Origin of the sequence: Aeromonas sp. 600886 (genome assembly GCF_049174935.1) — a bacterium.
GTDB classification, from domain to species: domain Bacteria; phylum Pseudomonadota; class Gammaproteobacteria; order Enterobacterales; family Aeromonadaceae; genus Aeromonas; species Aeromonas veronii_A.
Window position 1 is genome coordinate 14,262 of the sequence record NZ_JAAKUB010000006.1, and the last position, 25,571, is coordinate 39,832.

Annotated in this window: 22 protein-coding genes and 1 tRNA gene; 10 read left to right on the forward strand and 13 right to left on the reverse strand. The window is 60.1% G+C overall.

Going from position 1 to position 25,571, the window contains the following annotated elements:
- Positions 1–101: 101 nt before the first annotated feature.
- Together rpoD and G5179_RS06375 are read left to right on the forward strand one after the other, a co-directional pair.
- Entirely contained in the window at positions 102–1,997 is a 1,896-nt protein-coding gene (gene rpoD, locus G5179_RS06370; protein ID WP_263718854.1) for an RNA polymerase sigma factor RpoD, read from the forward strand.
- Between the two features lie 187 nt (positions 1,998–2,184).
- Positions 2,185–2,261 (forward strand) — tRNA-Ile (locus tag G5179_RS06375).
- Positions 2,262–2,425: 164 nt separating this feature from the next.
- Here the strand turns inward: G5179_RS06375 and G5179_RS06380 are convergent.
- The 4 genes from G5179_RS06380 to purH form a co-directional block, all read right to left on the reverse strand.
- Positions 2,426–2,980, reverse strand: a complete 555-nt coding sequence (locus G5179_RS06380) for a cytochrome b/b6 domain-containing protein (protein WP_247823935.1) — start codon at positions 2,978–2,980, stop codon at positions 2,426–2,428.
- Positions 2,961–3,335, reverse strand: coding sequence for a cytochrome b562 (locus G5179_RS06385; RefSeq protein ID WP_005349056.1), 375 nt, complete (start codon positions 3,333–3,335; stop codon positions 2,961–2,963). Before G5179_RS06385 ends, G5179_RS06380 begins: the two co-directional genes overlap by 20 nt.
- 277 nt (positions 3,336–3,612) lie before the next feature.
- On the reverse strand, positions 3,613–4,899 hold the full coding sequence (gene purD / locus G5179_RS06390; RefSeq protein ID WP_058056774.1) for a phosphoribosylamine--glycine ligase: 1,287 nt from the start codon (positions 4,897–4,899) through the stop codon (positions 3,613–3,615).
- 114 nt (positions 4,900–5,013) lie between these two features.
- A complete protein-coding gene (purH, locus tag G5179_RS06395; protein ID WP_247823934.1) occupies positions 5,014–6,606 on the reverse strand; it encodes a bifunctional phosphoribosylaminoimidazolecarboxamide formyltransferase/IMP cyclohydrolase in 1,593 nt (530 codons plus the stop codon).
- 415 nt (positions 6,607–7,021) lie between these two features.
- On the opposite strand from purH, the gene zntR reads away from it, so the two are divergent.
- Both zntR and G5179_RS06405 read left to right on the forward strand, forming a co-directional pair.
- Complete coding sequence (zntR, locus tag G5179_RS06400) at positions 7,022–7,477, forward strand: Zn(2+)-responsive transcriptional regulator (protein ID WP_335837108.1); 456 nt, start codon at positions 7,022–7,024, stop codon at positions 7,475–7,477.
- 214 nt (positions 7,478–7,691) lie between these two features.
- Positions 7,692–7,931, forward strand: a complete 240-nt coding sequence (locus G5179_RS06405) for an alternative ribosome-rescue factor A (RefSeq protein ID WP_421258073.1) — start codon at positions 7,692–7,694, stop codon at positions 7,929–7,931.
- 215 nt (positions 7,932–8,146) lie between these two features.
- On the opposite strand, the gene hemW is transcribed toward G5179_RS06405, so the two are convergent.
- Both hemW and rdgB read right to left on the reverse strand, forming a co-directional pair.
- Complete coding sequence (gene hemW / locus G5179_RS06410) at positions 8,147–9,292, reverse strand: radical SAM family heme chaperone HemW (protein WP_421258074.1); 1,146 nt, start codon at positions 9,290–9,292, stop codon at positions 8,147–8,149.
- A 90-nt stretch (positions 9,293–9,382) separates the two neighbouring features.
- Positions 9,383–9,979: an RdgB/HAM1 family non-canonical purine NTP pyrophosphatase gene (gene rdgB, locus G5179_RS06415; protein ID WP_005340539.1), complete on the reverse strand. Its 597-nt coding sequence runs from the start codon at positions 9,977–9,979 to the stop codon at positions 9,383–9,385.
- A gap of 238 nt (positions 9,980–10,217) precedes the next feature.
- Here rdgB and G5179_RS06420 point away from each other — a divergent pair, with 238 nt between their 5' ends.
- The 3 genes from G5179_RS06420 (at position 10,218) to G5179_RS06430 (ending at position 13,124) form a co-directional block, all read left to right on the forward strand.
- The gene (locus tag G5179_RS06420; RefSeq protein WP_042053392.1) at positions 10,218–11,381 is read left to right on the forward strand and encodes a multidrug effflux MFS transporter; all 1,164 of its coding nucleotides are present in this window, start codon (positions 10,218–10,220) and stop codon (positions 11,379–11,381) included.
- 135 nt (positions 11,382–11,516) lie between these two features.
- Positions 11,517–12,566, forward strand: a complete 1,050-nt coding sequence (locus G5179_RS06425) for an oxidoreductase (protein ID WP_279497455.1) — start codon at positions 11,517–11,519, stop codon at positions 12,564–12,566.
- Positions 12,567–12,875: 309 nt separating this feature from the next.
- Positions 12,876–13,124 (forward strand): hypothetical protein, encoded by a 249-nt coding sequence (locus G5179_RS06430; protein ID WP_005340533.1) that lies wholly within the window; start codon positions 12,876–12,878, stop codon positions 13,122–13,124.
- Positions 13,125–13,186: 62 nt separating this feature from the next.
- On the opposite strand, the gene rimJ is transcribed toward G5179_RS06430, so the two are convergent.
- Positions 13,187–13,738, reverse strand: coding sequence for a ribosomal protein S5-alanine N-acetyltransferase (gene rimJ / locus G5179_RS06435; RefSeq protein ID WP_204480175.1), 552 nt, complete (start codon positions 13,736–13,738; stop codon positions 13,187–13,189).
- Complete coding sequence (locus tag G5179_RS06440; RefSeq protein WP_005340529.1) at positions 13,738–14,292, reverse strand: GNAT family N-acetyltransferase; 555 nt, start codon at positions 14,290–14,292, stop codon at positions 13,738–13,740. The genes rimJ and G5179_RS06440 overlap by 1 nt, the downstream gene beginning before the upstream one ends.
- A 345-nt stretch (positions 14,293–14,637) precedes the next feature.
- On the opposite strand from G5179_RS06440, the gene G5179_RS06445 reads away from it, so the two are divergent.
- Positions 14,638–16,413: a M4 family metallopeptidase gene (locus tag G5179_RS06445; RefSeq protein WP_421258075.1), complete on the forward strand. Its 1,776-nt coding sequence runs from the start codon at positions 14,638–14,640 to the stop codon at positions 16,411–16,413.
- 32 nt (positions 16,414–16,445) lie between these two features.
- Here G5179_RS06445 and G5179_RS06450 read toward each other — a convergent pair whose 3' ends face one another.
- Positions 16,446–17,339 (reverse strand): LysR family transcriptional regulator, encoded by an 894-nt coding sequence (locus G5179_RS06450; RefSeq protein WP_005349020.1) that lies wholly within the window; start codon positions 17,337–17,339, stop codon positions 16,446–16,448.
- A 92-nt stretch (positions 17,340–17,431) separates the two neighbouring features.
- On the opposite strand from G5179_RS06450, the gene mdtH reads away from it, so the two are divergent.
- Together mdtH and G5179_RS06460 are read left to right on the forward strand one after the other, a co-directional pair.
- The gene (mdtH, locus tag G5179_RS06455) at positions 17,432–18,628 is read left to right on the forward strand and encodes a multidrug efflux MFS transporter MdtH (protein ID WP_005340523.1); all 1,197 of its coding nucleotides are present in this window, start codon (positions 17,432–17,434) and stop codon (positions 18,626–18,628) included.
- A 139-nt stretch (positions 18,629–18,767) separates the two neighbouring features.
- Positions 18,768–19,682: a bifunctional helix-turn-helix transcriptional regulator/GNAT family N-acetyltransferase gene (locus tag G5179_RS06460; protein WP_081042924.1), complete on the forward strand. Its 915-nt coding sequence runs from the start codon at positions 18,768–18,770 to the stop codon at positions 19,680–19,682.
- Between the two features lie 44 nt (positions 19,683–19,726).
- On the opposite strand, the gene G5179_RS06465 is transcribed toward G5179_RS06460, so the two are convergent.
- The 4 genes from G5179_RS06465 to viaA form a co-directional block, all read right to left on the reverse strand.
- Positions 19,727–20,203, reverse strand: a complete 477-nt coding sequence (locus G5179_RS06465) for an ASCH domain-containing protein (RefSeq protein ID WP_302247330.1) — start codon at positions 20,201–20,203, stop codon at positions 19,727–19,729.
- A gap of 57 nt (positions 20,204–20,260) precedes the next feature.
- Positions 20,261–21,847, reverse strand: coding sequence for a peptide chain release factor 3 (prfC, locus tag G5179_RS06470; protein WP_421258076.1), 1,587 nt, complete (start codon positions 21,845–21,847; stop codon positions 20,261–20,263).
- 219 nt (positions 21,848–22,066) lie between these two features.
- A complete protein-coding gene (locus G5179_RS06475) occupies positions 22,067–23,914 on the reverse strand; it encodes a diguanylate cyclase (RefSeq protein ID WP_421258077.1) in 1,848 nt (615 codons plus the stop codon).
- 195 nt (positions 23,915–24,109) lie between these two features.
- Complete coding sequence (gene viaA / locus G5179_RS06480; protein WP_421172245.1) at positions 24,110–25,564, reverse strand: ATPase RavA stimulator ViaA; 1,455 nt, start codon at positions 25,562–25,564, stop codon at positions 24,110–24,112.
- Positions 25,565–25,571 lie beyond the last annotated feature (7 nt).

Consider the following 25,571-nt stretch of genomic DNA (forward strand, 5'->3'; position numbering starts at 1 on the left):
CGACAATACTGCGGGCAGGGGTTTCTCATGACCGACGCCGCAACCAGACATAGCATGTCTGGCGGTTTTCTATTAGAATTGGCTATTTGCGCAGCAGCGCACTGTACGCGCAACCTAGCAACACCAACCGGATGAGTTCTATGGAGCAAACCCCGCAGTCTCAGCTTAAACTCCTCGTTGCCAAAGGTAAAGAACAGGGCTACCTGACCTATGCCGAGGTGAACGATCACCTCCCGCAAGACATTGTCGATTCAGACCAGATCGAAGACATCATTCAGATGATCAACGATATGGGCATTCAAGTGGTTGAAAACGCTCCGGATGCCGATGACCTTATCATGGCTGAAGGTGGTACCGCCGATGAGGACGCTGCCGAAGCAGCGGCCCAGGCTCTGGCATCTGTTGAATCTGAGATTGGTCGCACGACCGATCCCGTCCGCATGTACATGCGGGAAATGGGTACCGTCGAACTTCTGACCCGTGAAGGCGAAATCGACATCGCCAAGCGGATCGAAGACGGTATCAACCAGGTACAAAGCTCCGTAGCCGAGTACCCTGAAGCAATTACTTACCTGCTCGAACAGTACGACAAGTACGAAGCCGAGCAGCTACGTCTCTCTGACATCATTTCTGGCTTTATTGACCCGAACGAAACTGAAGACATGGCGCCTACCGCCACGCATATCGGTTCCGAGCTCGGCGAAGACGATCTGGCCGACGAAGATGAAGAAGACGAAGAAGACGAAGACGAAGATGGCGACAGCTCTGACGACGACGGTGACGGTGGTCCGGATCCGGAAGTCGCTCGCGAGAAGTTTGGTGAACTGCGTGCCCAGTATGAAGTGACCCGCCTCTCCATTCAGAAGAATGGTCGCGCGCACGAAGATACCCAAGCCGCCATCGCCCAGCTGGCCGATGTATTCCGTCAATTCCGCCTGATGCCCAAGCAGTTCGATCGCCTGGTCAACAACATGCGTGAAATGATGGAGCGTGTCCGCGTGCAGGAACGCATCATCATGAAGCTCTGCGTTGAGCAGGCCAAGATGCCGAAGAAAACCTTCGTCGCGGCCTTCACCAACAACGAGTGTGAAACTGCCTGGTTCGAATACCAGAAGCAGGCTGGCAAAGCCTGGTCTCCCCGTCTGGTTGAAATGGACGAGGATATTCAGCGCGCCATCGGCAAGCTGCAGCAGATTGAAGAAGAGACCGGTCTGTCGATTGCCCAGATCAAGGATATCAACCGCCGCATGAGCATCGGTGAGGCCAAGGCCCGCCGTGCGAAGAAAGAGATGGTTGAGGCCAACTTGCGTCTGGTTATCTCTATCGCCAAGAAGTACACCAACCGTGGTCTGCAGTTCCTGGATCTGATCCAGGAAGGCAACATCGGTCTGATGAAGGCGGTAGACAAGTTTGAATACCGTCGTGGCTACAAGTTCTCGACCTATGCTACCTGGTGGATCCGTCAGGCCATTACCCGCTCCATCGCGGATCAGGCCCGTACCATCCGTATCCCGGTACATATGATCGAGACCATCAACAAGCTCAACCGTATCTCCCGTCAGATGCTGCAGGAGATGGGTCGCGAACCGAACCCGGAAGAGCTGGCCATGCGCATGGGCATGCCGGAAGACAAGATCCGCAAGGTACTGAAAATCGCCAAAGAGCCTATCTCCATGGAGACGCCCATCGGTGATGATGAAGATTCCCACTTGGGCGACTTTATCGAAGATACCACCCTGGCTCTGCCAGCGGATGCGGCGACCAGCGAAAGCCTGCGCAACGCCACCCGCGAAGTGCTTGCTGGCCTGACCGCCCGCGAAGCCAAGGTACTGCGGATGCGTTTCGGTATCGACATGAACACTGACCACACCCTAGAGGAAGTGGGCAAACAGTTCGACGTTACCCGTGAGCGTATTCGTCAGATCGAAGCCAAGGCACTGCGTAAACTGCGCCACCCGAGCCGCTCGGAAGTGCTGCGCAGCTTCCTGGACGAATAGTCCTGACCCTGTGTCAAACTGCTCTGCCAAAGCCCCGCCATGCGGGGCTTTGTTTTGTCTGGCATTTACCCTTGCGACCCGCTTTGCACCCTCTATCGACCTGGACAATTAGTCGCCAAGTGGTTGATATGCCTATAGACTGCCCTTTCCTCTTCCCATATAATCCACGCCGCTAAACGCACAATTTGGCCCCTTAGCTCAGTTGGTCAGAGCAGTCGACTCATAATCGATTGGTCGTGGGTTCAAGTCCCCCAGGGGCCACCAAATTGAAAAAGGCCGCTCATCATGAGCGGCCTTTTTGCATCTGCGGATCGAGCAATGTCCCGTGATAAGCTCGATGAGGTCATAGAAAAGACCCGCCATGGGCGGGTTTGGGCAGGGTCCGGATCAGGCGCCTCAGTCAGAGACAAGGAGCCTAATGCTGAGCCTCAGGTTTGTTCGTTGCTGCCGCTCTGGATGGATGAGCGACGCCCGGCGGGTAGCATCCGGGTAACCAGATTGCTGCGCTGACGCCAGGAGGTGAAGATGATGGCCAGCAGATGCAGACCAATCAGCCCCTGCAGCGCCACCACGCACCACTCATGCCACTCGTCAGCTCCCAGTTCAAATCCCGTCTCGGTATTTTGAAACCAGCCGCTGCCAGCGGTGGCCAGCACAACCAGCCAGAGCGCCCACACGGCCAGCTTGCCGCTACCGTGATGACCCGGTGCCGGAGGCTGCCGCTCACGCATCTCGCGCGCTTGCTGGCGAAAATCCTCACCGCTGGGGATGAGGGCACCAAGGCGAGCGTAGCCACGGGCAAAAGTAAGCCCCCAGAGCAGACGCAAGGAGACCAGCCCAATGGCGCCGTAACCCAGCCACTCGTGCCACTCCTCGCCCGCTTCGTTAACCCAGAGATTGCTGATGCAGACCGCCACCAAGCCCCAGTGGGTCAGGCGAACCAGCGGATCCCAGCGAAAGGACTCACCCTTTTTGCTTGGCATATTTGTGGTACTCCTTCTTCAGGTCGTTGACCTTGGCCAGATGTTCGCGCGCCTTGGCCTCATCACCCGCCTTGAGTGCGGCCAGGCTGGCGTCCAGCTCGGTCTGTACCTCGTTCATCCCTTCAAGGAATTTCTCTTTCTTGGCAGCCGGCATGTTCTTCTGCTTGGCCACATCCAGCTGGGCCTTCATCTCGTTGATGTGCTTCTCCATGGTGGCTGCATCATCAGCCTTGACGGCCTGCTTGTAGTTGAAGCCAATCTTCTTCATCGGCTGTTCCAGATCACCCGCCACGGCAGGCAAGGTCATCAGGCCAAACATCAGGGGCAGCAGCAGGGGGCGGACGGTTTTCAACATGGGATTTCCTTATATAACGACATGCTCGAATTGTTAGGGGTACTTATGAATCCAAACAAGAATTCATCACCAGCATGATGCCATGACTCATGGTGAAACGTTTGTGAAAAATGCTGTTTTTTGTGGCAAATAGTGACAGATATGCCGCGCTTGTTTGCGCTTGGTAACTGATTGAACGCAGGTGACACGCAGCATGAGGATGGTTGAAAGCGGTAAACAGGGACAAAAAACCCCGCCGTAGCGGGGTCTGAATCAGCTGGCCATTTGCGTGCGTCAGTTACTCTTGTTCGCGAGCAATGGCGCGCCAGCCGATATCCTTGCGGTAGAAGACGCCATCCCACTTGATGCGGCCAGCGAGCTGATAGGCACGCTGCTGGGCTTCTGCCACTGTGTGGCCGAGGGCGGTGGCGCACAACACGCGGCCGCCAGCAGTCAGGCTGGTATCGCCCTCCAGGCGGGTCCCGGCATGGAACACCTTCTCTCCTGCCACTTCATCCACCGGCAAGCCGCTGATGGGGTGGTTGGTGCTGTAATCGCCGGGATAGCCTCCCGCCGCCAACACCACGCCGATAGCGGCGCGGGGATCATAGATGGCCTCTTTCTGGTCCAGCTTGCCTGCGCAAGCGGCCAGGCATAGCTCCACCAGATCGGACTGCATCCGCAGCATGATGGGCTGGGTCTCGGGATCACCAAAGCGGCAGTTGAACTCGATCACCTTAGGATTACCTGCACCGTCGATCATCAGACCGGCATAGAGGAAACCGGTGTAGACGTTGCCCTCGGCCGCCATGCCTCGCACGGTCGGCATGATCACCTGCTCCATCACCTTCTGATGTACCTCGGCGGTCACCACAGGCGCCGGGGAGTAAGCCCCCATACCACCGGTGTTGAGGCCGGTATCACCGTCGCCAACGCGCTTGTGATCCTGACTGGTGGCCATCGGCAGCACGTGCTCGCCATCGACCATAACGATGAAGCTTGCCTCTTCACCCTCCAGAAACTCCTCAATCACTACCCGGGAGCCCGCTTCGCCAAAGGCATTGCCGGAGAGCATGTCGCGCACCGCGTCTTCCGCTTCCTGCAAGGTCATGGCGACAATCACCCCCTTGCCCGCCGCCAGACCATCGGCCTTGATGACGATGGGGGCGCCCTTCTCGCGCAAGTAGGCGAGTGCTGGCTCCACTTCGGTGAAGTTCTGGTATTCGGCAGTCGGGATGGCGTGACGGGCCAGGAAATCCTTGGTGAAGGCCTTGGAGCCTTCCAGCTGGGCAGCGGCAGCGGTCGGGCCAAAGATGGGCTGACCGGCAGCGCGGAAGGCATCCACCACCCCTTTCACCAGCGGCGCTTCCGGCCCGACGATGGTGAGGCCGACCTGTTTCTCTTTGGCAAAGGCCAGCAGCCCTTCGATATCGGTCGCCTCGATGGCGACGTTCTCGACACCCGGCTCAAGCTGGGTGCCTGCATTGCCCGGCGCCACAAAAACGTGGCGTACCAGCGGGGAGTGTTTGGCCTTCCAGGCCAGAGCGTGTTCGCGGCCACCGTTGCCAATGATCAGTACTTTCATCGTATCGCTCGCTTCTATTTGTGGTCACTGGACGGCCACCCGGGCCATCAGTCAGTGGAAATAGTCAGTTGAAAAGAGACAACAAAAGGGCCGCCATCGGCAGCCCCTGACCCATCAATGACGGAAATGGCGCATGTTGGTGAAGACCATGCACATACCGTGTTCGTCGGCGGCATCGATCACCTCCTGATCGCGCATCGAGCCACCCGGCTGGATCACGCAGGAGATACCGGCCTGAGCGGCAGCATCGATACCGTCGCGGAACGGGAAGAAGGCATCGGAGGCCATCACGGAGCCCGCCACGGTCAGCCCTTCGTCCGCCGCCTTGATACCGGCGATTTTGGCCGAATAAACGCGGCTCATCTGGCCTGCGCCGACGCCGATGGTCTGGCCATCTTTGGCGTAGACGATAGCGTTGGATTTGACGAACTTGGCCACTTTCCAGCAGAACAGCAGATCCTGCAGCTCGGCCTCGGTCGGCTGGCGCTTGCTGACCACGGTCAGGTCACCCAGCGTCACCATGCCGAGATCCCGCTCCTGTACCAGCAGGCCGCCGTTGACGCGCTTGAGGTCAAAACCTTGCGCCGGAGCCGTCCACTGACCGCATTCGAGCAGACGCACGTTCTGCTTGGCGGCGACCGCTTCGCGGGCCTCCTGACTGACAGTCGGGGCGATGATCACCTCAACAAACTGGCGGGCCACGATGGCAGCGGCAGTTGCGCCATCCAGCTCACGGTTGAAGGCGATGATGCCGCCGAAGGCGGAGGTGGGATCGGTTTGGTAAGCGCGATCGTAGGCACTCAGCAGGTCGTTACCGACGGCCACGCCACACGGGTTGGCATGTTTGACGATGACGCAGGCCGGCTCGTCGAACTCTTTGACGCACTCCAGCGCCGCATCGGTATCGGCGATGTTGTTGTAGGAGAGCGCCTTGCCCTGCAGCTGAACCGCGCTGGAGACGGAACCCGGCGCGGCATGCTCCTCGGCATAGAAAGCGGCAGCCTGATGGCTGTTCTCGCCGTAGCGCATGTCCTGCTTCTTGATGAACTGGCTGTTGAAGGTGCGCGGGAAGCGGGACTCCTCGTCACCCTCCTTGTTGTCGCCATAAGAGGGCACCATGGTGCCGAAGTAGTTGGCGATCATGCCGTCGTAGGCAGCAGTGTGCTCGAAGGCGGCGATGGCCAGATCGAAACGGGTCGCCAGTTTCAGGCTGTTGCCGTTGGCATCCATCTCGCGAATAACCCGATCATAGTCGGCAGCTTTGACGACGATAGCGACATCTTTATGGTTTTTGGCGGCAGAACGCACCATGGTCGGACCGCCGATGTCGATGTTCTCGACCGCATCGGCCAGAGTGCAGCCCGCTTTGGCTACGGTGGCAGCAAAGGGGTAAAGGTTGACGACAACCATGTCGATGGGGGAGATAGCGTGCTGGGCCATGATGGCGTCATCCTGATCCCGACGGCCGAGGATGCCACCATGAACCTTGGGATGCAGGGTCTTGACCCGGCCATCCATCATTTCAGGGAAACCCGTGTAGTCGGAGACCTCGGTCACCGGCAGACCCGCCTCGCCAAGCAGCTTGGCGGTACCGCCCGTGGAGAGCAGGGCAACACCACGCTCGTTGAGTGCCTTGGCAAATTCCAGAATGCCAGTTTTGTCAGACACACTCAGCAGTGCACGGCGAATGGGTCGAGCTTGTTCCATCACACTATCGTCCTCAACATAACGGGGACCGTTCCATGGGAGGCGAGGCTCAACACAGAGAGTCCCCAAATAAATGGAAGTGGGGGATTTCGCAAACCACTCTCACCCCGACATCCGGCAAAAGCGCTTTAGGAAATGCCCGCTTGGTGCGGCGCTCTGTTATGGGCGCGTATTCTACACAAAAAATGTGACCTGTTGTGGATTTTTTGAAACGGCAAAGCCTTATTTGGCGAGGCGTTAAACGTTTTCCACTTGATTTTTTCGAAACGTTTGCACTTTCAGTGTTTTATGGGAAAAAGGGTCGCCAGGAGATGTTTATCTGCCCCTTTTATGCCCTTGGCTGGCAATCCATGGGCAAAGGGGTGATAGTGGATTCCGGTTTTTGTTGCGGCATACATTCAAGGGGAGAGAGAGCATGTATCGGATCGGTGAACTGGCCAAGGCGTGCGGGGTCAAGGCAGATACCCTGCGTTTTTACGAGAAGAACGGGCTTATCTCACCGGGGATCCGCAACGAATCCGGCTACCGCCTCTACAGTGAACAGGACAAGCGGCGGCTGGAGTTTATTATCCGCGCCAAGTCGGTGGGATTCTCGCTGGCTGATATCGGCGAGCTGCTCGACCTCGATACCAACAAGGCCAAAGTCACCTGTCAGGAGGTGAAAGCGGTAGCCGACACCAAGCTGGCCCAGGTGGAGCAGAAGATCATCGAACTGACCCGCTTTCGCGACAATCTGCGCGAGCTCTCCAATATCTGCTGCGGCGGCCCCCGCTCGGCGGAGCAATGCGCCATCCTCGAGACGCTGGAATCTGGCGCCCCGGCCCATCACGAGCATCATAGCCACGACCAGCATGACCCGGTTCACGGCTGACATGGTATGCCTGACTGAGCGTGCCTAGCTCAGTGTGACTGACTCGGCGTATCCGACGCATTGCTCCAGCTGCGATTTGGTGACAAAATCACCGCGTTTTTAACCGATGCCAGTGCATCCGGTTGCCGGGCGCTAGCCTGAACAGGCGCCCGCAGCGAAAACCGCCATCCAGACACAAGCATCAACACCCCAAGGACAAAGAAGAGGAGCCATCATGGCCAAGATTCGGGTCGACCAACCCGCCCTCCCCCGTGAGGAAGATGCGCAAGGGGACCACTATGCCCATCAGCGCGGCGAGATAAAGGATAACCATCTGCACGCCCTGCTCTCCGCTCCCCTGTTTCGCAGCCGGGTCGAGCGCAACAAGAAGGGCAAGGGGAGTTACCAGCGCAAGGCCAAATTCGGCAAGCGGTGGGAGCCCGGCCAACAGCAGATGATCCGCGTCTGCTGCTGAGCGGGTTTCTACCGACCATAAACAATCAGGGCGCCATTGGCGCCCTGATTGTTATCTCAAAACACGGTTCGCCAAAACTGGCTCACGACCTGTCGCGAGAAGCTGTCAGCAAGGTGAAGAGCAGCGCAGGAACCGGAGCGTATAGAGATACGTGAGGCTTCCGAGCAGTACATGAACCTTGATCTCGGCCTCGCAGCCAGATCGTGAACCCGTTTTCACTCATCCATAAACAGTTCGAGCAATACGTTCAGATAGCGATGGCCGAGAGAAGTGAGCTGCCAGCTATCTCCCAGATCCTCGATAAGCTCCTTGCTCTGGGCGATGGCGAGCACCGTCTCGACCCGCTCCAACGGCAAGCCGGTATAGGCCTCGAACTCCGCCTTGGGGGCCGGTTCAAACAGGCGGAAGCGGTTCATAAAGTATTCGAGCGGCAGATCGTCTGCCGTCACCTGCCACTGCTCGTCCAGATAGGGGCGACTCTTATCCAGATACCCTTTCGGATGCTTCACCTTGGCAGTGCGCAGGATCTGTTGGTTCGCGAGATCAGTCACCTTGCCGTGAGCACCACAGCCGATCCCCAGATAGTCACCAAAGCGCCAGTAGTTGAGGTTGTGATGGCACTGGTAGCCCTCTTTGGCATAAGCCGAGATCTCGTACTGGCGATAACCGCTGGCGGTGAGCATGGCGTGGCCCTGCTCGTAGATGTCCCACAGGGTGTCATCTTCCGGCAGCTTGGGTGGTTTGGAGGCAAATGCCGTATTCGGCTCTATGGTGAGCTGATACCAGGAGAGGTGCGGTGGTGCACAGTCGATAGCCTGCTGCAGGTCATAAAGGGCGTCATCCAGACTCTGATCCGGCAGACCGTGCATCAGATCCAGATTGAAGGTGGGCAACTTGATGGCGTGGGCCAGAGCGGCGGCCTTGCGCGCCTCTTCCGGGCCGTGAATGCGGCCGAGGCGGGTCAGCTTCTCCTGCTGGAAGCTCTGCACCCCGATGGATATACGGTTGATGCCGGCGCGCTGGAAACCGGCGAACTTGTCCGCCTCCACCGTGCCCGGGTTCGCTTCCATGGTGATCTCGCAATCGGCGGAGAGCGGAATGCGGGCCCGCACCCCGTCCAGCAAGGTTTGCATCGCCTCCACCGTCAGCAGGCTGGGGGTGCCGCCGCCGATAAAGATCGAGGAGAGCGGCCGCCCTTGTGCCCACTTCAGATCCTGATCCAGATCCTCCAGCAGAGCGGCGACATATTCGAGGTGAGGCAACTCCCCCTTCTGGGCATGGGAGTTGAAGTCACAGTAAGGGCACTTCTGGACGCACCAGGGCACATGAATATAGAGAGAGAGCGGCGGCAGTTGCAGCATGGGGCTTCCAATAAAACGGGGGCTCAAGGCCCCCATTGTAGATGACTATGTGTGATTGACCGTGTGTAACCGACAAGGTGGCGAAGTGACTCAATGCGCCGCAGCCAGCGCCGCTTTGAGCTTGGCCAGCGCCTGACCGCGATGGCTCAGCTGGTTTTTCAGCTCGGCAGGCATCTGGGCGGCGGTGCAGTCGTGATCCGGCACGAAGAAGACGGGGTCATAGCCGAAACCGTGCTGACCGCGCGGCTCATCGATGATCATCCCTTCCCAGCTCGCCTGACAGATGATGGGGGTGGGATCGTCAGCGTGGCGCATATAGACCAGCACACACCAGAAGCGGGCGCTCTTCAGGTACTCGGGGGCACCTTGCAGCTCGCCGAGCAGCTTCTCGATGTTGGCCTTGTCACCGGCACCCACACCGGCAAAGCGGGCGGAGTAGACGCCGGGGCGCCCTTGCAGCAGGTCGACTTCCAGACCGGAGTCATCGGCCACAGCGGGCAGACCGGTAATGCGGGCAGCGTGGCGGGCCTTGATGATGGCATTCTCGACGAAGGTGGTGCCGGTCTCATCGGCATCGGAGACCGCAAACTCGCTCTGTGGGATCACCTGGATCTTCATATCGGCCAGCATGGCGGCCAATTCCTTCACCTTTTTCTGGTTACCTGTTGCCAGGACAAGCTTGTTCATCGAGCACCTCCGCAAAAATAATCTGCGCATTCTATGCGGCGCAAGCGTTTAGTAAAAGCGTCAATTACACCCGCTGTGATGGGGTTGCGGGTGATTTGCCGCCATCGAATAACCAGCTTTTTAATACATGTTTCCATAATGGAATAACCAAAGTGATTAAATACCATTTCTATTCATTACTGTGAGTCAGTAGACTCGCGCCCCAATTCATTAACCTGGCTGACTAAAGAGGTGACAGATGCCATTGATACTTTTGCTCGTACTACTGGTGCTGTTCAGTCCGCTGGCTATCGACATCTACCTGCCCGCCATTCCGCAGATGGCCGAGCAACTGGGCGCCGAAGTAACTCTGATGCAGGGCACCATCACCTGGTTCCTGTTCAGCATGGGACTGGGGCAACTGCTTGTTGGCCCGCTGGCCGATCGCTACGGTCGCAAGCCCATCGCGCTGGGCGGCGTGCTGCTCTATGGCCTGAGCGCGCTGGGGGCCGGTTTTGCCGCCAGCCTCGGTGAATTGATGCTGGCCCGGGTGCTGCAGGGCTTCGGCGCCTGCGCTACTTCGGTCGCCGCCTTCTCGGTGGTGCGTGACAGCTATGGCCCGAAAAAGAGCGGTCAGATGATCTCCTATCTCAATGGCGCCATCTGCTTTATTCCTGCGCTGGCCCCCCTGCTCGGTGGCTGGCTCACCGCCAAGGCGGGCTGGTCTGCCAACTTCTGGTTTATGGCCGGTTATGCGCTCATCGTCGGCAGCTGGCTGATGTGGCGGATGCCTGAGACCCGCCCGGAGGAGACCCGCAGTGAAGGGGCCCTCATCAGCTGGTCCCGCTACAGCCCGGTGCTGCGCTCCCCCAGCTTCCTGTTCAATGCGGCGCTGTGCATGCTGGCGATGGCGGTGATCCTCGCTTATGTCACCGCCGCACCGGTGCAGCTGATGGTGAAACTGGGGCTCGATATGAGCGGCTTTAGCTACTGGTTTACCGCCAACGCCGCCCTCAACATTCTGGCCTGCTTTATGGCGCCGCGCTTTATCGCCAAGGTAGGGCCAAGACGCACCCTGCGCATCGGCCTGCTGGTGTTGATGCTCTCGGCCATCACCCTGACTTTGGCCATGCATATCGAGCATCCGCTGGCGATGATGGGGCCGGTATTCCTCTCCAGCATCGGCTTTGCCATGATCCTGGGCGCTGCCGCAGGGATGGCGCTGGCACCGTTCGGCCACTGCGCCGGTACCGCCGCGGCTCTGCTCGGCCTGTTCCAGATGAGCGGATCCGGCGCGTTGGTTGGCCTGACCGGCGCCCTGATGCACGACCCGCTGAGCCAGCTGGCGCTGCATATGTGGCTGCTGCTGCCGCCCTTGGTGATGCTGATGACCCGACGCGGTCGTCGCTTGTGTTTGCAATAAATCCTGTGCTCTGATGGGCACACTCAGGGGGCCATCGGCCCCCTTCTCGTTTGTATCGCCTTTACAGCATATGGCCATCCGGCAGAGAGCCGGCGATGGCAACCCCACTCACTCGATGTCAGCGGAGAACTCCCGATGAGCCACACTCTCAACGCAGCCCTGGTGGGCTATGGCTTTGCAGGCAAGACCTTCCACGCCCCCTTCCTCTCCACCACCCCGGGCTTGTCCCTGAGTTGGGTGGTGAGCCGCGATGCCGCCAAGGTGCAGGCCGATCTGCCCGGCTGCCGGGTCGGTTCACTGGAGGATGTACTAAGCGATGAGACCGTCGATCTGGTGGTGATCGCCACCCCCAACGACACCCACGCTCCTCTGGCCCGCCAGGCGCTGCTGGCAGGCAAACATGTGGTGATCGACAAGCCCTTTGCACTGGATCTGACCGAGGCGCAAGCGCTGGTCGAGCTGGCCGAAAAGCAGCAGCGGCTGCTCAGTATCTTCCACAACCGCCGTTGGGACGGGGATTTTCTCACCGTGCGCCATTTGATTACCGAAGGGACGCTGGGGCAGATCGCCCAGTTCGAATCCCACTTCGATCGCTATCGCCCCGAAGTGCGCCAGCGCTGGCGCGAAGCGGGTGGCCCGGGTTCCGGCCTCTGGTTCGATCTCGGCCCCCACGTGCTGGATCAGGCGCTGCAGCTGTTCGGCCAGCCGGACTGGCTGCAGGCCGATCTGGCCGAGCAGCGCCCCGGCGCACTGGCTGACGACTACTTCCATGTGGTGCTGGGTTACGGTGCTCTGCGGGTTATTCTGCATGGCAGCTGTCTGGTTTCAGCCACCATGCCGCGCTTTGTCATTCACGGCAGCCAGGGTTCGTTCGTGAAATTCGGTATGGATGTGCAGGAAGATCAGCTCAAACTGGGCAAGCGGCCACCGGCGGCGGATTGGGGCATGGATAGTGAACCCGGTCAGCTCAGCCGCATTGTCGATGGTCAGTTACAGCAGCAGAGCGTGGTGGGTGAGGCGGGGGATTATGGCGCCTACTATCGCGGTGTCTGCGCCGCCATCAAGGGCGAAGGGAGCAACCCGGTGCCAGCAAGTGAAGCGCTGGCGGTGATGGCGCTGCTGGATCTGGCCCGTCAGAGCCACCTTGAGGGAAAACGGCTGCCCTGTCAGAAGCTGTCTGACTAAGGTGCGGGTCATCGGCCGCGCTTGACCAACCTTGACCTTGTTAAACCGCCACAAGATGGCAACAAAGTGGTGTTTTATTGTGCAATTAGTGCCATTTAACGGCATCTTGTATTGATATCAGTCGTTGCAGTGGAGCTTTTTATCCACGGCACGAAAAAATGTCATTGTGATATCCGTTTTCATCGGTAACTAATGGGGCTATATTGCGCCCGCCTGCTGCCTCCCGGCTTCTTGTTTCAATACCGGGCAACGGTGGGCGCTGTGATGGTTGCACAGACCATCTCTCCATCTTTTTTTGAGGGAATGCACATGAACAAAGTACTGGTAGCCGGTATCCTGGGTCTGATGTTGACTGCTTGCGGTCAGAAAGAAGAAAAAGCTGCCGCTCCTGCTGCTGCTCCGGCCGCCGAAGTTGCTGCCACTGTAGAAAAAGCCGCTAGCGAAGCCACCTCTACCGTAGAGAAGGCCACCTCCGAAGCGACTGCAACCGTAGAAAAAGCTGCTACCGAAGCAGCTACCAAGGTTGAAGCTGCAGTGAGCGATGCCAAGGCCAACTAAGCCTGCACCTCATTCGAAGACGGGTCCGAAGGCAACTTCGGGCCCGTTTTTTTATCTGACAATCAGGGAGCCGGATTAATCAGCGAGGTGAGGATGTGATCCTCCCAGCGACCATTGATCATCAGATACGCCCGCGCGAATCCCTCTCGCTCGAAGCCGAGCCGCTCCAGCAAGGCGCCACTGCGCTGATTGGCAGGCATATAGCAAGCCATGATGCGATGCAGATCGTGCTCGCGAAACAGGTAGTCAATGGCGGCTGACAGCACCTCTCTCATCACCCCCTGCCCCTGATGCTGCTGGTCGATGGCATAGCCCAGATGACACGCCTTGAAGACCCCCATCAGGATATTGCTGAAGTTGCAGGTGGCGATCACCCGCTCGCCAGCCGGATCGAGGGCCACCAGATTGACGCCGGTGCCGTTGAAGAACTGGCTGTAGCTGTCCTGCAGCCGGGCATGCCAGTAAGAGAGGGTGTAAAAGTGCTCGTCCCGAAGCGGCTCCCAGGGGGTAAGGTGGTCGCGGTTGCGCCGGTAGAAGTCGAGCATCATAGGGGCCTGATCCGGCGACAGTATGGTCAGGTGGGTGCGGGCCGTCTTGATATGTGGCAGCGCCATCAGGACTCCCTCTGCCTTAACCACTCATCGCGCAGCAAGCTGTAGTGGGCATGGTCCACAATCCGGTTGCCCAGCCGCTCTGCGCGCCGGGTCACCCCCTCAAGCTGCATCCCGAGCCGCTCACAGACGGCTCTGCTGGGCTCGTTATCGGTGGCAGCGCTGATCTCCACCTTCTCCATCCCCATCTCCTCGAAGGCGTGGTGGATCAGGGCCTGACAGGCACGGGTGATGATGCCGTTACCCTGCCAGCGCTCCGCCAGCCAGTAGCCGATGACCACCTTGCCAAGGTCATGATCGATGCTGTTGTAACCGATGACCCCCACCACCTCCCCCTGATACTCGATGGCAGTGGTGAGCCCCTCGCCCCGGGCGAACTTCTCGATGGCACTGCGAATGAAGAGGGCGCTGTCAACGGGGCGCTGGATCAGTGGCGGCCAGGGCAGCCACTGGGAGAGGTACTCCCGGTTGTCATTGCAGAGGGCAAACAGTTCGCTCGCCATATCGGGCTGCAAGAAGAGCAGCGCAAGCTCGTCGTCCAACTGCCATGAAAACATGGGATTCTCCTTTCAAATCAGTGATCAAATAGCGAACCAGCACCCAATGTAGCCAATCGCCACTGGCCGCGCCAGCCACTTTTACGGCCCCCTCCGGCAGGCTTCGCAGAGGGTGACAGCGCGCGTACTCTCCCCCCTCAAAAGAGGAGGGTGGGTGTCTGAAACCGGATAATGCTCTCCACATGACGCCGATAAATACCCACAAACGGCACTTTGGCAGATCCTGCTACCCCTTTGTGCTGCGCTGTCACTTTTGACAGGGGGCACTTTCCCCCACCGGCACTAGCTTCAAAACGCCCGACCTTCGGTCGGTTTATCAACCTCATCGATTTAAGGAAAGAAGAGATGAATAAAATTTATCTGGCCGTTGCGCTGGCCTGCTGGGGAAGCGCCGCACTGGCGGCGCAAGAGGTAGAGATCAACGTAATGGCAAACGGCATCCGGGCCATGACCGGCCTCAGTGCCGCGAGTGGTACCTTGCAGCTGGAAGATGGCGAGTTTCGTCAGGTGCGTGTGGTCAAGCTGCCCAACGGCCAGCAGCGGATCCGCTACGAGCAGGTCTGGAACGGCATCCCGGTAATGGGTCAGGTGGTGGTGGCTGACAAGAGCCTGAACGGCCAGCTGCAGCAGGCCAGCGGGCGCATGCTGCGCCATATCGATCAGGATGTGGCAAGCCCGGTCGCCACCCTCTCACCACAGGATGCCGCCAGCAAGGCCAAGGCGGGCAGCAAGGGGAGCAACGAGCAGGTCAAACTCTACGTGATGCAGGATGAGAACGGGCTGGCCCGGCTGGTTTATCAGGTCTCCTTCATCGCCGAAGGTGACAAGCCAAGCCGCCCCTTCGTCATACTTGATGCCCAGAGCGGTGAGGAGCTCAAACGCTGGGAGGGGATCAACCACAAGGACGCCACCGGCCCGGGGGGCAACATCAAGACCGGCAAATATTTCTACGGCACCGATTTTGGCCCACTCATCGTCGATGACAACTGCCGGATGACCAGCCCCAACGTCGATACCATCAACCTCAACCACGCCACCTCCGGCGGGGCCATCCACCAGTTCACCTGCCCGGAGAACCGGGTCAAGGAGATCAACGGCGCCTACTCGCCCCTCAACGACGCCCACTACTTCGGCAACGTGGTGTTCGAAATGTACCGCAACTGGTACAACACGGCGCCCCTCACCTTCAAACTGAAGATGCGGGTTCACTACAGCAAGAATTACGAGAATGCCTTCTGGGATGGCAGCCAGATGACCTTCGGTGACGGCGCCACCACCTTCCACCCGCTGGTAAGCCTCGATGTGGCGGCCCACGAGGTGAGCCACGGCTTCACCGAGCAGAACTCCGGATTGGTCTATTCGGGACAATCCGGCGGCATCAACGAGGCCTTCTCCGATATGGCGGGGGAAGCGGCCGAGTTCTACATGAAGGGGAGCAACGACTGGCTGGTCGGCGCCCAGATCTTCAAGGGCAACGGCTCCCTGCGCTACTTCGAGGATCCGACCCGGGATGGCAGATCCATCGGCCATGCGGCGGATTATCAGGAGGGGATGGATGTACACCACAGCTCCGGGGTCTATAACCGCGCCTTCTACCTGCTCGCCACCAGCAGCGGCTGGAACACCCGCAAGGCATTTGAAGTGTTCTTGCTGGCCAACCGCCTCTACTGGGGCGCCAACACCAACTACCAGCAAGGGGCCTGCGGCGTCAGCCGGGCGACCGCCGACCTGGGGTACAGTCTGGCGGATGTGGCACGGGCCTTCCAGACCGTCGGGGTCGATGCCAGCTGCGGCAGCACGCCGCCACCGAGTGACAACGTACTGCAAAACGGCGTGCCGGTAAGCAACCTCGCCGCCAGCAAGGGTGGCAAGCTCAACTACACCCTGAACGTACCGGCTGGCACCAGGTCGCTGCAAATCAGCAGCAGCGGCGGTACCGGTGATGCCGACCTCTACGTCCGCTTTGGCAGCGCCCCCACCAGCAGCAGTTACGACTGCCGTCCCTACAAGGGGGGCAATAACGAAAGCTGCTCGTTCACCAATCCCAAGGCGGGCACCTGGCATGTGCAGCTGTCAGGGTTTTCCGCGTTCAGTGGTGTGACCCTCAAGGCCAGCTACTGATCCACCCGATGCGGGCCTTGTCCCGCATCGCTCTACTCATTGCGCCACCGTTTCGCCAGCGTGCGGGCGGTGGCCAACACGGTTTCCCGGGCCGGGTTGGGCCGCTTGCCACCGCGCCACGCCATCATCACATCCCAATGCTCCTGCGGCAGATTGCGCACATCGAGCCTGACCAGCCGCCCCACCTCCAGATCCCGCTTGATGGCCAGCTCCGGCATCAGGGTGATAAACCCGTGTTCCAGCGCCAGATCCCGCGCCGCACTGGCGGGCTGCACCGCATGCAGGGGGCTGGCCGCCCGTCGCAGCCGCCGTAACTGCTGGATAAAGACGTCACACCCCGGCCCCCATACCTGAGGCGCCAGCCGCTGGTCGGCAATATCCTCCAGGGTGAGGCCGTGACAACCGGCCAGCGGATGCAGTGGCGAGGCGATAGCGATAATGGGGGAGCAGCAGAGCAGCTCCATCTGCAGGCCCGCAACCGGCGGACGCTTGAGTACAAAGCCAATATCGGCCTCCCCAGTCAGCAGCGACTGCATGATCTCGCCGGAGTGATCCGTGGTGCAGCGGATCTCGAACGGCTCGTCCACCAGCTCCATCAATAACGAGCCAAACACCACCGAAGTGAGGGATGGCAGGCTGGAGAGACGGATACAAGGCAGCGCAGGCGCCCCCTGCAGTGCCAGCCGCCCTTCGCTCAGGATCGCCAGCGCCGAGCGGGCCGATGGCAGAAACTCCTCGCAGGCACGGGTCGGCGTTACGCCACGCCGATGGCGCTGAAACAGCGGCGCCCCGAGGCTCTCCTCCAGCTGGGCAATCCGCTGGCTCACCAGCGGCTGTGACCAGCCACGAATGGCCGCCGCCTGACTGAAGCTGCCCAGCTCGGCCACATCCAGCAGCAGTTGCAGATCGTCCAGATCCATAGACATAAATAATCCTGATATGAAATATAGGTAGTTGTCGTCTACCACTATATCTAAACCCTCTCCAGAATGAAGGTATCTGTGAATGAGAGGGCGTTATGGTCGATAGGGCGAGGTTTTGGGGACGCTGGTTTCTGGCGCTGGATACCACACTGGTGATCCTGGGGTTCTTTGTGGTGATGCCGATGATCAGCCTGCGCTTCGTCGATCAACTCGGCTGGGCGGCCGGTCTGGTGGGGCTGGCCCTCGGCCTGCGCCAGCTGACCCAACAGGGGCTGGGGATCTTTGGCGGCTCCCTCGCTGACCGTTTCGGCGCCCGCCCGCTCATCGTCACCGGCATGTTGTTACGGGCGGTGGGTTTCGCCACCCTGGCCTGGGCCGACAGTGGCGCCATGCTGATCTTCTCCTGCTTCCTCTCCGGACTGGGCGGTTGCCTGTTCGACCCGCCCCGGGCGGCACTGGTGATCAAATTTACCCGTCCCCATGAGCGGGGCCGCTTTATCTCCCTGCTGATGATGCTGGAGAGCGCAGGGGCCGTCACCGGTGCCCTGCTCGGCAGCTGGCTGCTGCGCTTTGACTTCACCTACGTCTGTCTGCTGGGCGCCGGGCTCTTCACCCTGGCGGCGCTCTGCAACTGGACCCTGCTGCCCGCCTACCGCCTCTCGGTCAAACCGACTCCGATGCGGGAAGGGTTGGGACAGGTGCTGGCGGATCGCGCCTTCTGCCGACTGGTGCTGATCTTAAGCGGCTACTACATGCTGTGGGTACAGGTGATGCTGATTTTCCCCATTCTGGTCAAGCAGCTCTCCGGCACCACCACGGCGGTGGGCTGGATGTACAGCCTGGAAACGGCGCTGTCACTGGCGCTGCTCTACCCTATCGCCCGTTTCAGCGAACGGCGCTATCGGCTGGAGAGCCGACTGATGGCAGGTATCCTGCTGATGACGGTGGGGATAGGGCTGGTCGCCTTCGTCAGCACCCTCTCCGGCATCTTCGTGCTGCTGGCCTGCTTCTATCTGGGGATCATCATCTGCGAACCGGCCCGGGAGACCCTGATGACCCGGCTGGCCAACCCCACAGCCCGCGGCAGCTACATGGGCTTCAGCCGCCTCGGACTGGCGCTGGGGGGCATGACCGGCTATGTGGGCGGCGGCTCCCTCTATGACTTCTCGCTGCAACAGGGACAACCGGCCCTCCCCTGGCTGGTGCTGGGCACCATAGGCGTTGCCACCATGTTGCTGCTCGCCCGCTGCTTCTCCCGCCGCCCGGAGCTGGCTATCAGAGCCGCCGCCTGACGACCGCCCCACCTGCGGCAGCCCAATCAACGGGGCTGCCGCTCACCCCAAATTCTGCAAGCCATCACAGCAAAAGGTTGCGAATTACAACTTTTACGCTATTTTAGTTGTCATGCACAACTAAAAAGGAAACCACGACATGGATCCCCGTCCCCTGCGCGCCCTGTCGCGCGATCTGGTTCGCGAACTCGGCATGCTCTCCCAGCAGTGCGGCAATCTGGCCCTCACCCCCATCGAGGCTCACCTGCTGATCGAGCTGGAAAACGCCCCGGCCACCAATCAGCAGCTGGCAGAAAAGCTGCACATCGACAAATCCAACGCCAGCCGTCCGCTGGCACGCCTCGCCGAGCGGGAGCTTATCAGCTGGCACCCGCACCCCTCCGACGGCCGCAGCAAGGAGGCCCGCCTCACCGTCAACGGTCAGGGAATGCTGCTGGAGTTGCACCGGGAGATGGACGGGGCGATGGAAGAGATGCTGGCGCAGTTGAGCCTGCCCGAGCGGGAGCAGTTGTGGCAAGGGCTGCGGCTCTATCGCAGCGCCCTCTCCCGCGCCCGTCGCCAGCGGGGTTACCAGATCCGCCCCATCACGGCGGCGGACAATGCCCAGATCGCCTTGGTGATCCGCGCCGTCTCGGCCGAATATGGCCTCACCGCCGACAAGGGGTATGGGGTCTCGGATCCCAATCTCGACACCCTCTCCCAGAGCTATCAGGGGGAGAAGAGTCGCTACTGGGTCATCGAAGGGCCGGACGGTTCCATCCTCGGTGGTGGTGGTATCGCGCCATTGGCAGGAGAAGAGGGAGTCTGCGAGCTGCAGAAGATGTACTTTATGCCCGCCCTGCGCGGACTGGGCCTTGGCAAACGGCTGGTGTTGCAAGCGCTGGATGCCGCTCGTGGTTTGGGCTATCGCCGCTGCTATCTGGAGACCACTGAGGTACTGCGCGAAGCCACCAGCCTCTATGAATCACTGGGCTTTGAACACCTGCCCGGCCCCCTTGGCTGCACCGGCCACGGGGATTGCGAGATCTGCATGGTGTTAGACCTGGCGCTCTAAAGTGATAGCGGCAAGCAGGAGTCTCCCCCTGCTTGCCGCTTCGTTTACTGCGGCAGCGCCACTACCCGGAATCGCTCCAGCACCAGCGTGGCGTGCTCATCAAATTCTCTCCCTTCCGCCTTCATCTCGCGTTCGAAAAAGGCCTTGTGCGCCTCGTGCCACCAAGCCAGAGAGCCATCTCCCTCCCCTTCCTCGGCGGCAAACGCAGCATCAATCTCATCGAATGGACACAAGGTGACTGACACCAGTTCAACCAGAGCCTTGGGCAGACCACTCCAGTCGGTTACCACCAGTAGGTCCCCCTGTTCCGGCATCCGCTCGCCCTTCTCCAGATACCAGTAAGCGAGGCTACAGGTTGCTCGCTTGCGGCCTGCTACTACCAGCGCGGCACAGAGGTTGGCATTGTGTGCATCAGCACAGAAGTAGTCCGCCGAGACATGACGAGCCCGTGCAGCTACGGGAAGGGATAACAGATAACTCTCAGCCAGAGCCGAGCAGGCAGGATTCATCGATTCAACCATCACCTCTCCTTGATGCATAAAAAAATCCCGCCATCTGGCGGGATTTGGTAAGCAGTATCAGTGCTCGCGAGTCTGGCGGAACTGCACGTCGGGGTGGCGCTCCTGTGCCAGGCGCAGGTTGACCATGGTCGGTGCGATATAGGTGAGGTTGTCACCGCCATCGAGAGCCAGGTTGACCTCGTTCTTGCGCTTGAACTCTTCGAACTTCTTGACGTCGGTCCCTTCCACCCAGCGGGCGGTGGAGACGTTGACCGCCTCGTAGATGGCCTCAACGTTGTACTCGCTCTTGAGGCGCGAAACCACCACGTCAAACTGCAGCACACCGACCGCACCGACGATGAGATCGTTGCTAATCAGCGGACGGAACACCTGCACCGCCCCCTCTTCGGAGAGCTGGACCAGCCCCTTGAGCAGTTGCTTCTGCTTGAGCGGATCGCGCAGGCGGATGCGGCGGAACAGTTCCGGCGCAAAGTTCGGGATACCGGTGAACTTGAGATCTTCACCCTGAGTGAAGGTGTCGCCGATCTGGATGGTACCGTGGTTGTGCAGACCGATGATGTCACCGGCGAAGGCGTCTTCCGCCTGCTCACGGTCACCGGCCATAAAGGTCACGGCATCGGAGATGTTCACATCCTTGCCGATACGCACATGGCGCATCTTCATGCCCTTGCTGTAAGTACCTGACACGATACGCATAAAGGCGATACGGTCGCGGTGCTTCGGATCCATGTTTGCCTGGATCTTGAACACGAAGCCGGAGAACTTCTCCTCGGTCGCCACCACTTCGCGGCTCTCGGCCTTGCGTGGCATGGGAGACGGCGCCCAGTCAGTCAGGCCATCCAGCATGTGGTCGACACCGAAGTTACCCAGTGCGGTACCGAAGAAGACCGGGGTCATCTCGCCAGCGATAAAGGCATCGTGATCGAACTCGGGAGAGGCACCCTGCACCAGCTCCAGCTCGTCGCGCAGTTGCTGGGCCAGATCTTCGCCGACAGCGGCATCCAGATCCGGGTTGTTCAGCCCCTTGACCACCCGCTTCTCCTGGATGGTGTGGCCCTGACCGGTCTGATAGAGATAGGTCTCATCCTTGTAGAGGTGATAGACACCCTTGAAGGATTTGCCACAGCCGATGGGCCAGGTGATCGGGGCGCACATGATCTTCAGCTCGCGCTCCACCTCGTCCATGACTTCCATCGGATCGCGCACTTCGCGGTCCAGCTTGTTCATGAAGGTGAGGATGGGGGTATCACGCAGACGGGTCACTTCCATCAGCTTGCGGGTCCGGTCTTCAACACCCTTGGCGGCATCGATGACCATCAGGCAGCAGTCGACCGCGGTCAGGGTGCGGTAGGTATCTTCAGAGAAGTCCTCGTGACCCGGGGTGTCGAGCAGGTTGACCAGACAGTCGGCATAGGGGAACTGCATCACCGAGGTGGTGATGGAGATACCACGCTGCTTCTCCATCTCCATCCAGTCGGATTTGGCGTGCTGGCCCGAGCCACGGCCCTTGACGGTACCGGCGCGCTGAATGGCCTGTCCGAACAGCAGGACTTTCTCGGTGATGGTGGTTTTACCCGCATCCGGGTGCGAAATGATCGCAAAAGTGCGTCTCTTGGAGACTTCACTCAGAAATTCAGCTGACATAATTCAACGTTCTTCTATTGAGCGGTGGCATCAGCCACCGTGGGAATAAATCCGGAATGCCGCTCACGGCACATGTATACGCAACGAAAGCCACGCCAGCTGGCGTGTTGCCAACCTGGTGGAGAGAGGGAGGAGGGTTGCGTTACATGGGTCTTCTCGCCTGAGTCAAAGCAAAATTGCGCGACATTATACCCGCGCGAGTGAAAAATACCCAGTCCGTCAGTCGTCTGTTTCCACCCGGTTGCGCCCGGCCCCTTTTGCCCGGTAGAGAGCCTCATCCGCACGCCGGATCAACGCGGCCAGATCCTGATCATCATCGCGCTGGCAGGCACACCCGATGCTGATGGTCACCGGATGGGACAAACCGGGCAACGCCCGTTGGCCGACCCTGGCGCGGATCCGCTCAGCCAAACGGGACGCCTCCTCCAGCCCCGTCTCCGGCAGCAGTGCCAAAAACTCCTCTCCACCGGTACGGCCCAGCAGATCCTGCTGCCGCAACTCTCTTGCCACCATTCTGGATACCCACTGCAGTACCCGATCTCCCTGATGATGACCCAGCGAATCGTTGATCCGCTTGAAGTGATCGATATCAAAAAGCAGCAGAGAAAAGGGCATTCGCTGCCTGCGGGCCAGCTCAAAGTGCTCGCGCCCATCCACCAGCACCCGACGCCGGTTATCGATGCCGGTCAGCTCATCGGTAAAGGCCAACCGATGCATCCGACGATTGCGCTCCAGCAACCACCTCATCGTCAGCAGAGCCACTCCACCGCAGAGCACCATCACCACCAGCAACCAGAAGCGACGCTCCTTGATCTGCGCCAGCTCCTGCCGCTGCAACTGCTGCTCGACCCGCAACCGCTTGTTCTCTTCCGCCTGGCGGGTCAGTTCAAACTGGCCGCGCACCCAGGCTGTACTCTGCTCTCGCTGCATCTGGTCGAGGCGCTGCTCTTGCACCAAATGATCCCGCAAGGCCGCCAGCGCAGCCGGATAGTCCCCTTGCAGCTCGAATGCTTCGCTGCGCACTGCGTAGAGATCCATCAGGTAACGAGTGTGCCCCTCAGCCTTCAGGATCGGTTCAATCTTCGCCAGTGCGCTCAAGGCCGGGGCCGGATCCCGCATTTTCACCTGCAGTTTGGCCATTACCAGCTCGAGATGGGCGTGGAGGATAGGATCAACTTCAGGGGTGAGCACGCCTGCTGCCTGCGCCAGCAAGCGTCCGGCCTGCTCCAAGCGCGCCAGACCGAACAGAGCCTCCGCCAGCATCACTTGACGATCCGCATGTTCAATCCGGTACTCGGGTTGTTGCAAAAAGGCGAGACTACGTTCGAGCTCCTGCTGCGCTTCCTGATAGCGCCCCGTCTCCAGATAGACCAGAGCCAGCTGCTCTCTCATCCTGGCCAAACCGAACCCGTCATGGTTGTGGGCAAAGTGTTCATGCAACCGGTTCAGGGTAGTGAGAGCCTCGGCATAGAGACCCATGCGGCGAAACGCGGCGGCAATCTCGAGCTGCGCCCGGTTATACCAGGTGGTCAATCCCAACCGTTCGTAGATGTCGTGCGCCCTAGTGAGATCCACCAGCCCCTGCCCTGACGCCCCCTGAAACGACAACATGGCTCCCCGGTGGGACAGCGCCAGCGCCTCCAGCTTGAGCACAGCGGCCTCCCCTGCCAACCGCAGCCCCTCATCATAATCCCGACGGGCTTGTGCCACCTCGCCGAGCAGCTGATTGAACCAGCCACGACAGATGAGCAACTCGGCAATGGCTGCGTCATCTCCCCGTTGTTGAGCCAGCACCAGTTGGCTGTCGGCATACGCAATCGCACGGCGAGACGCCTGGATGTCATCGGCAGATTGGGCCCAGCAAGCCAGACGACTGATCCGCATCAGCTGGGACGGTGGATAGTCGCTGCCATCCCGCAGCAAGCGAGCAACGCGCTCCCGCAGCAACTCGATAGGCTGATGGACCTGCTCCATCTCCTCCAGTTCATTTTCCAACTGCTCGGGGGACAAGGGTCTGGCTGCCAGCCCGAATACCGCCAGCAACAGCAGCAAGGCAAGTCGGCTCATAAACACTCCGGATGAATGGGGAAAGAGCAGCAGGCGACCCGATACCGGAAAATCACCCTGTAACAACGGCTGTAAAGGCTACCGCAAGGAGAGAGGACTTGAATGGGTTTCATCTCACATTTTACAGCAATATCATAACGTTGGAATGAGGAGGGGGATACAGAGCGAAAGAGGGGGCTGGCTCCCTCCCGGTAACTAATGATGCTGCCAGCGCCGCAGTAGCCGGCCGCGCAGACCGCAATCGAGCAGCCAGCTGTTGTCAAAGACCCGCAACAGTGCCGGTTTGGCGTGCCGGGACATGGCCACTGCGTGAAAGCGGGTCTGGCGCTGGCGATAGCGGTTCATCTGCTCGAGCAGGGCATGGGGCAGACTCTGAGCGATAAAGTCCGAAATAACCAGCACATCTGCCTTGGCAAAGGCAGGATCATCGAGTTTGACCAGCGCCTTCTCCAGACAAGGCACCAGATCGGTACCACCGTGAAAGCTCATGGAGAGGAAGCGCTCCGCCTTGTCCAGTCCGGTATCGGCGGTGATCTCAAGGGTCGCCACCTCGGTAGAGAAGAGCATCAGGTAGCAACCGCGCTTCTCATCCATCGCCACCTTGAGCAGCGCAAGAAAGAGTGCCTTGGCACACTCCTCGGGATAGCCCCCCATGGAGCCGGAGGTATCGACACAGACGATAAAGGGGCCCCGCTGCTGCAACTGCTGCCCCCCCTGCTCCGGGGTGCGCAGCATGATGCGCTGGCGCGGCAAGGTGCCGCGTGACTGGTAACTGAGCAGGCGCCGCTCCAGATAGCGGCGGTAGAACTCCAGCTCCAGCTCCGGCAGCCCCAGCATCACCGCCTCGCTTGGCAGTAGCCGCATCAGGTCGCTCGCCTGGTGGATGCCCACCAGGTCGTCCGGCACATCGTCGCTGGGGGCGGGCTCCAGCTCCAGCACCTGAACCGGTGGCACCGGCTGCTCCTGCGCCCGGCGATCCCGCTCGCTGCGCCCGAGCAGAGCGGCAATCTCCGCCAGCAAGGGCTCGCGCTGCAACATACGGGCGTATTGCTTGACCAGCACCAGACTGCGTTTGTGCCAGTGCCCCTGCGCCAGATCCCAAAGACCACCGGCTGAGATCTGGTTCGGATCGAGGGCATCGGCCAGGGTGCGGCTCGCCAGCAGCTGATCTTCAATCTCCTGACGCTGCTTCTCCCGCTCCGCCTCGGCGATCTGCTGCTGCAGTTGCAGCAGGCTCCCCACCAGACTGGCGCGCCACTTATCGATAAAGAGCTGGCGCAGCCCCTCGGTGGGGTGAGCCATCAGCTGGCGAACCAGCGAACGGGCCTCACCGGCAAAGGGGCTGTAGTGATCCAGCGACTCCAGCAGGGCGGGCAAACGGCCTATCAGTTCGGTCATCGGCAACTGCCGGTGCGCCTGATAGAGCAGGTACTCCTGCTCCAGCGCCACCGGCACCGGCTTGTGACGGATCTCCTCGCCAAGCTGCTCACCCCAGCTCTGCAGGCGCTTTTTCAGCAGCTTGCCCTGCAGCGGGGAGCGCTTGATGAACTCGGAGATCTTGGGCGACGCAGCAAGCAAAAGAGCCACCTCCCCTGCCAGCTCCCCTTCACCGATCAGGAGCCCCAGATCCAGCATGCCAATCTCAAGCATGAGCGCT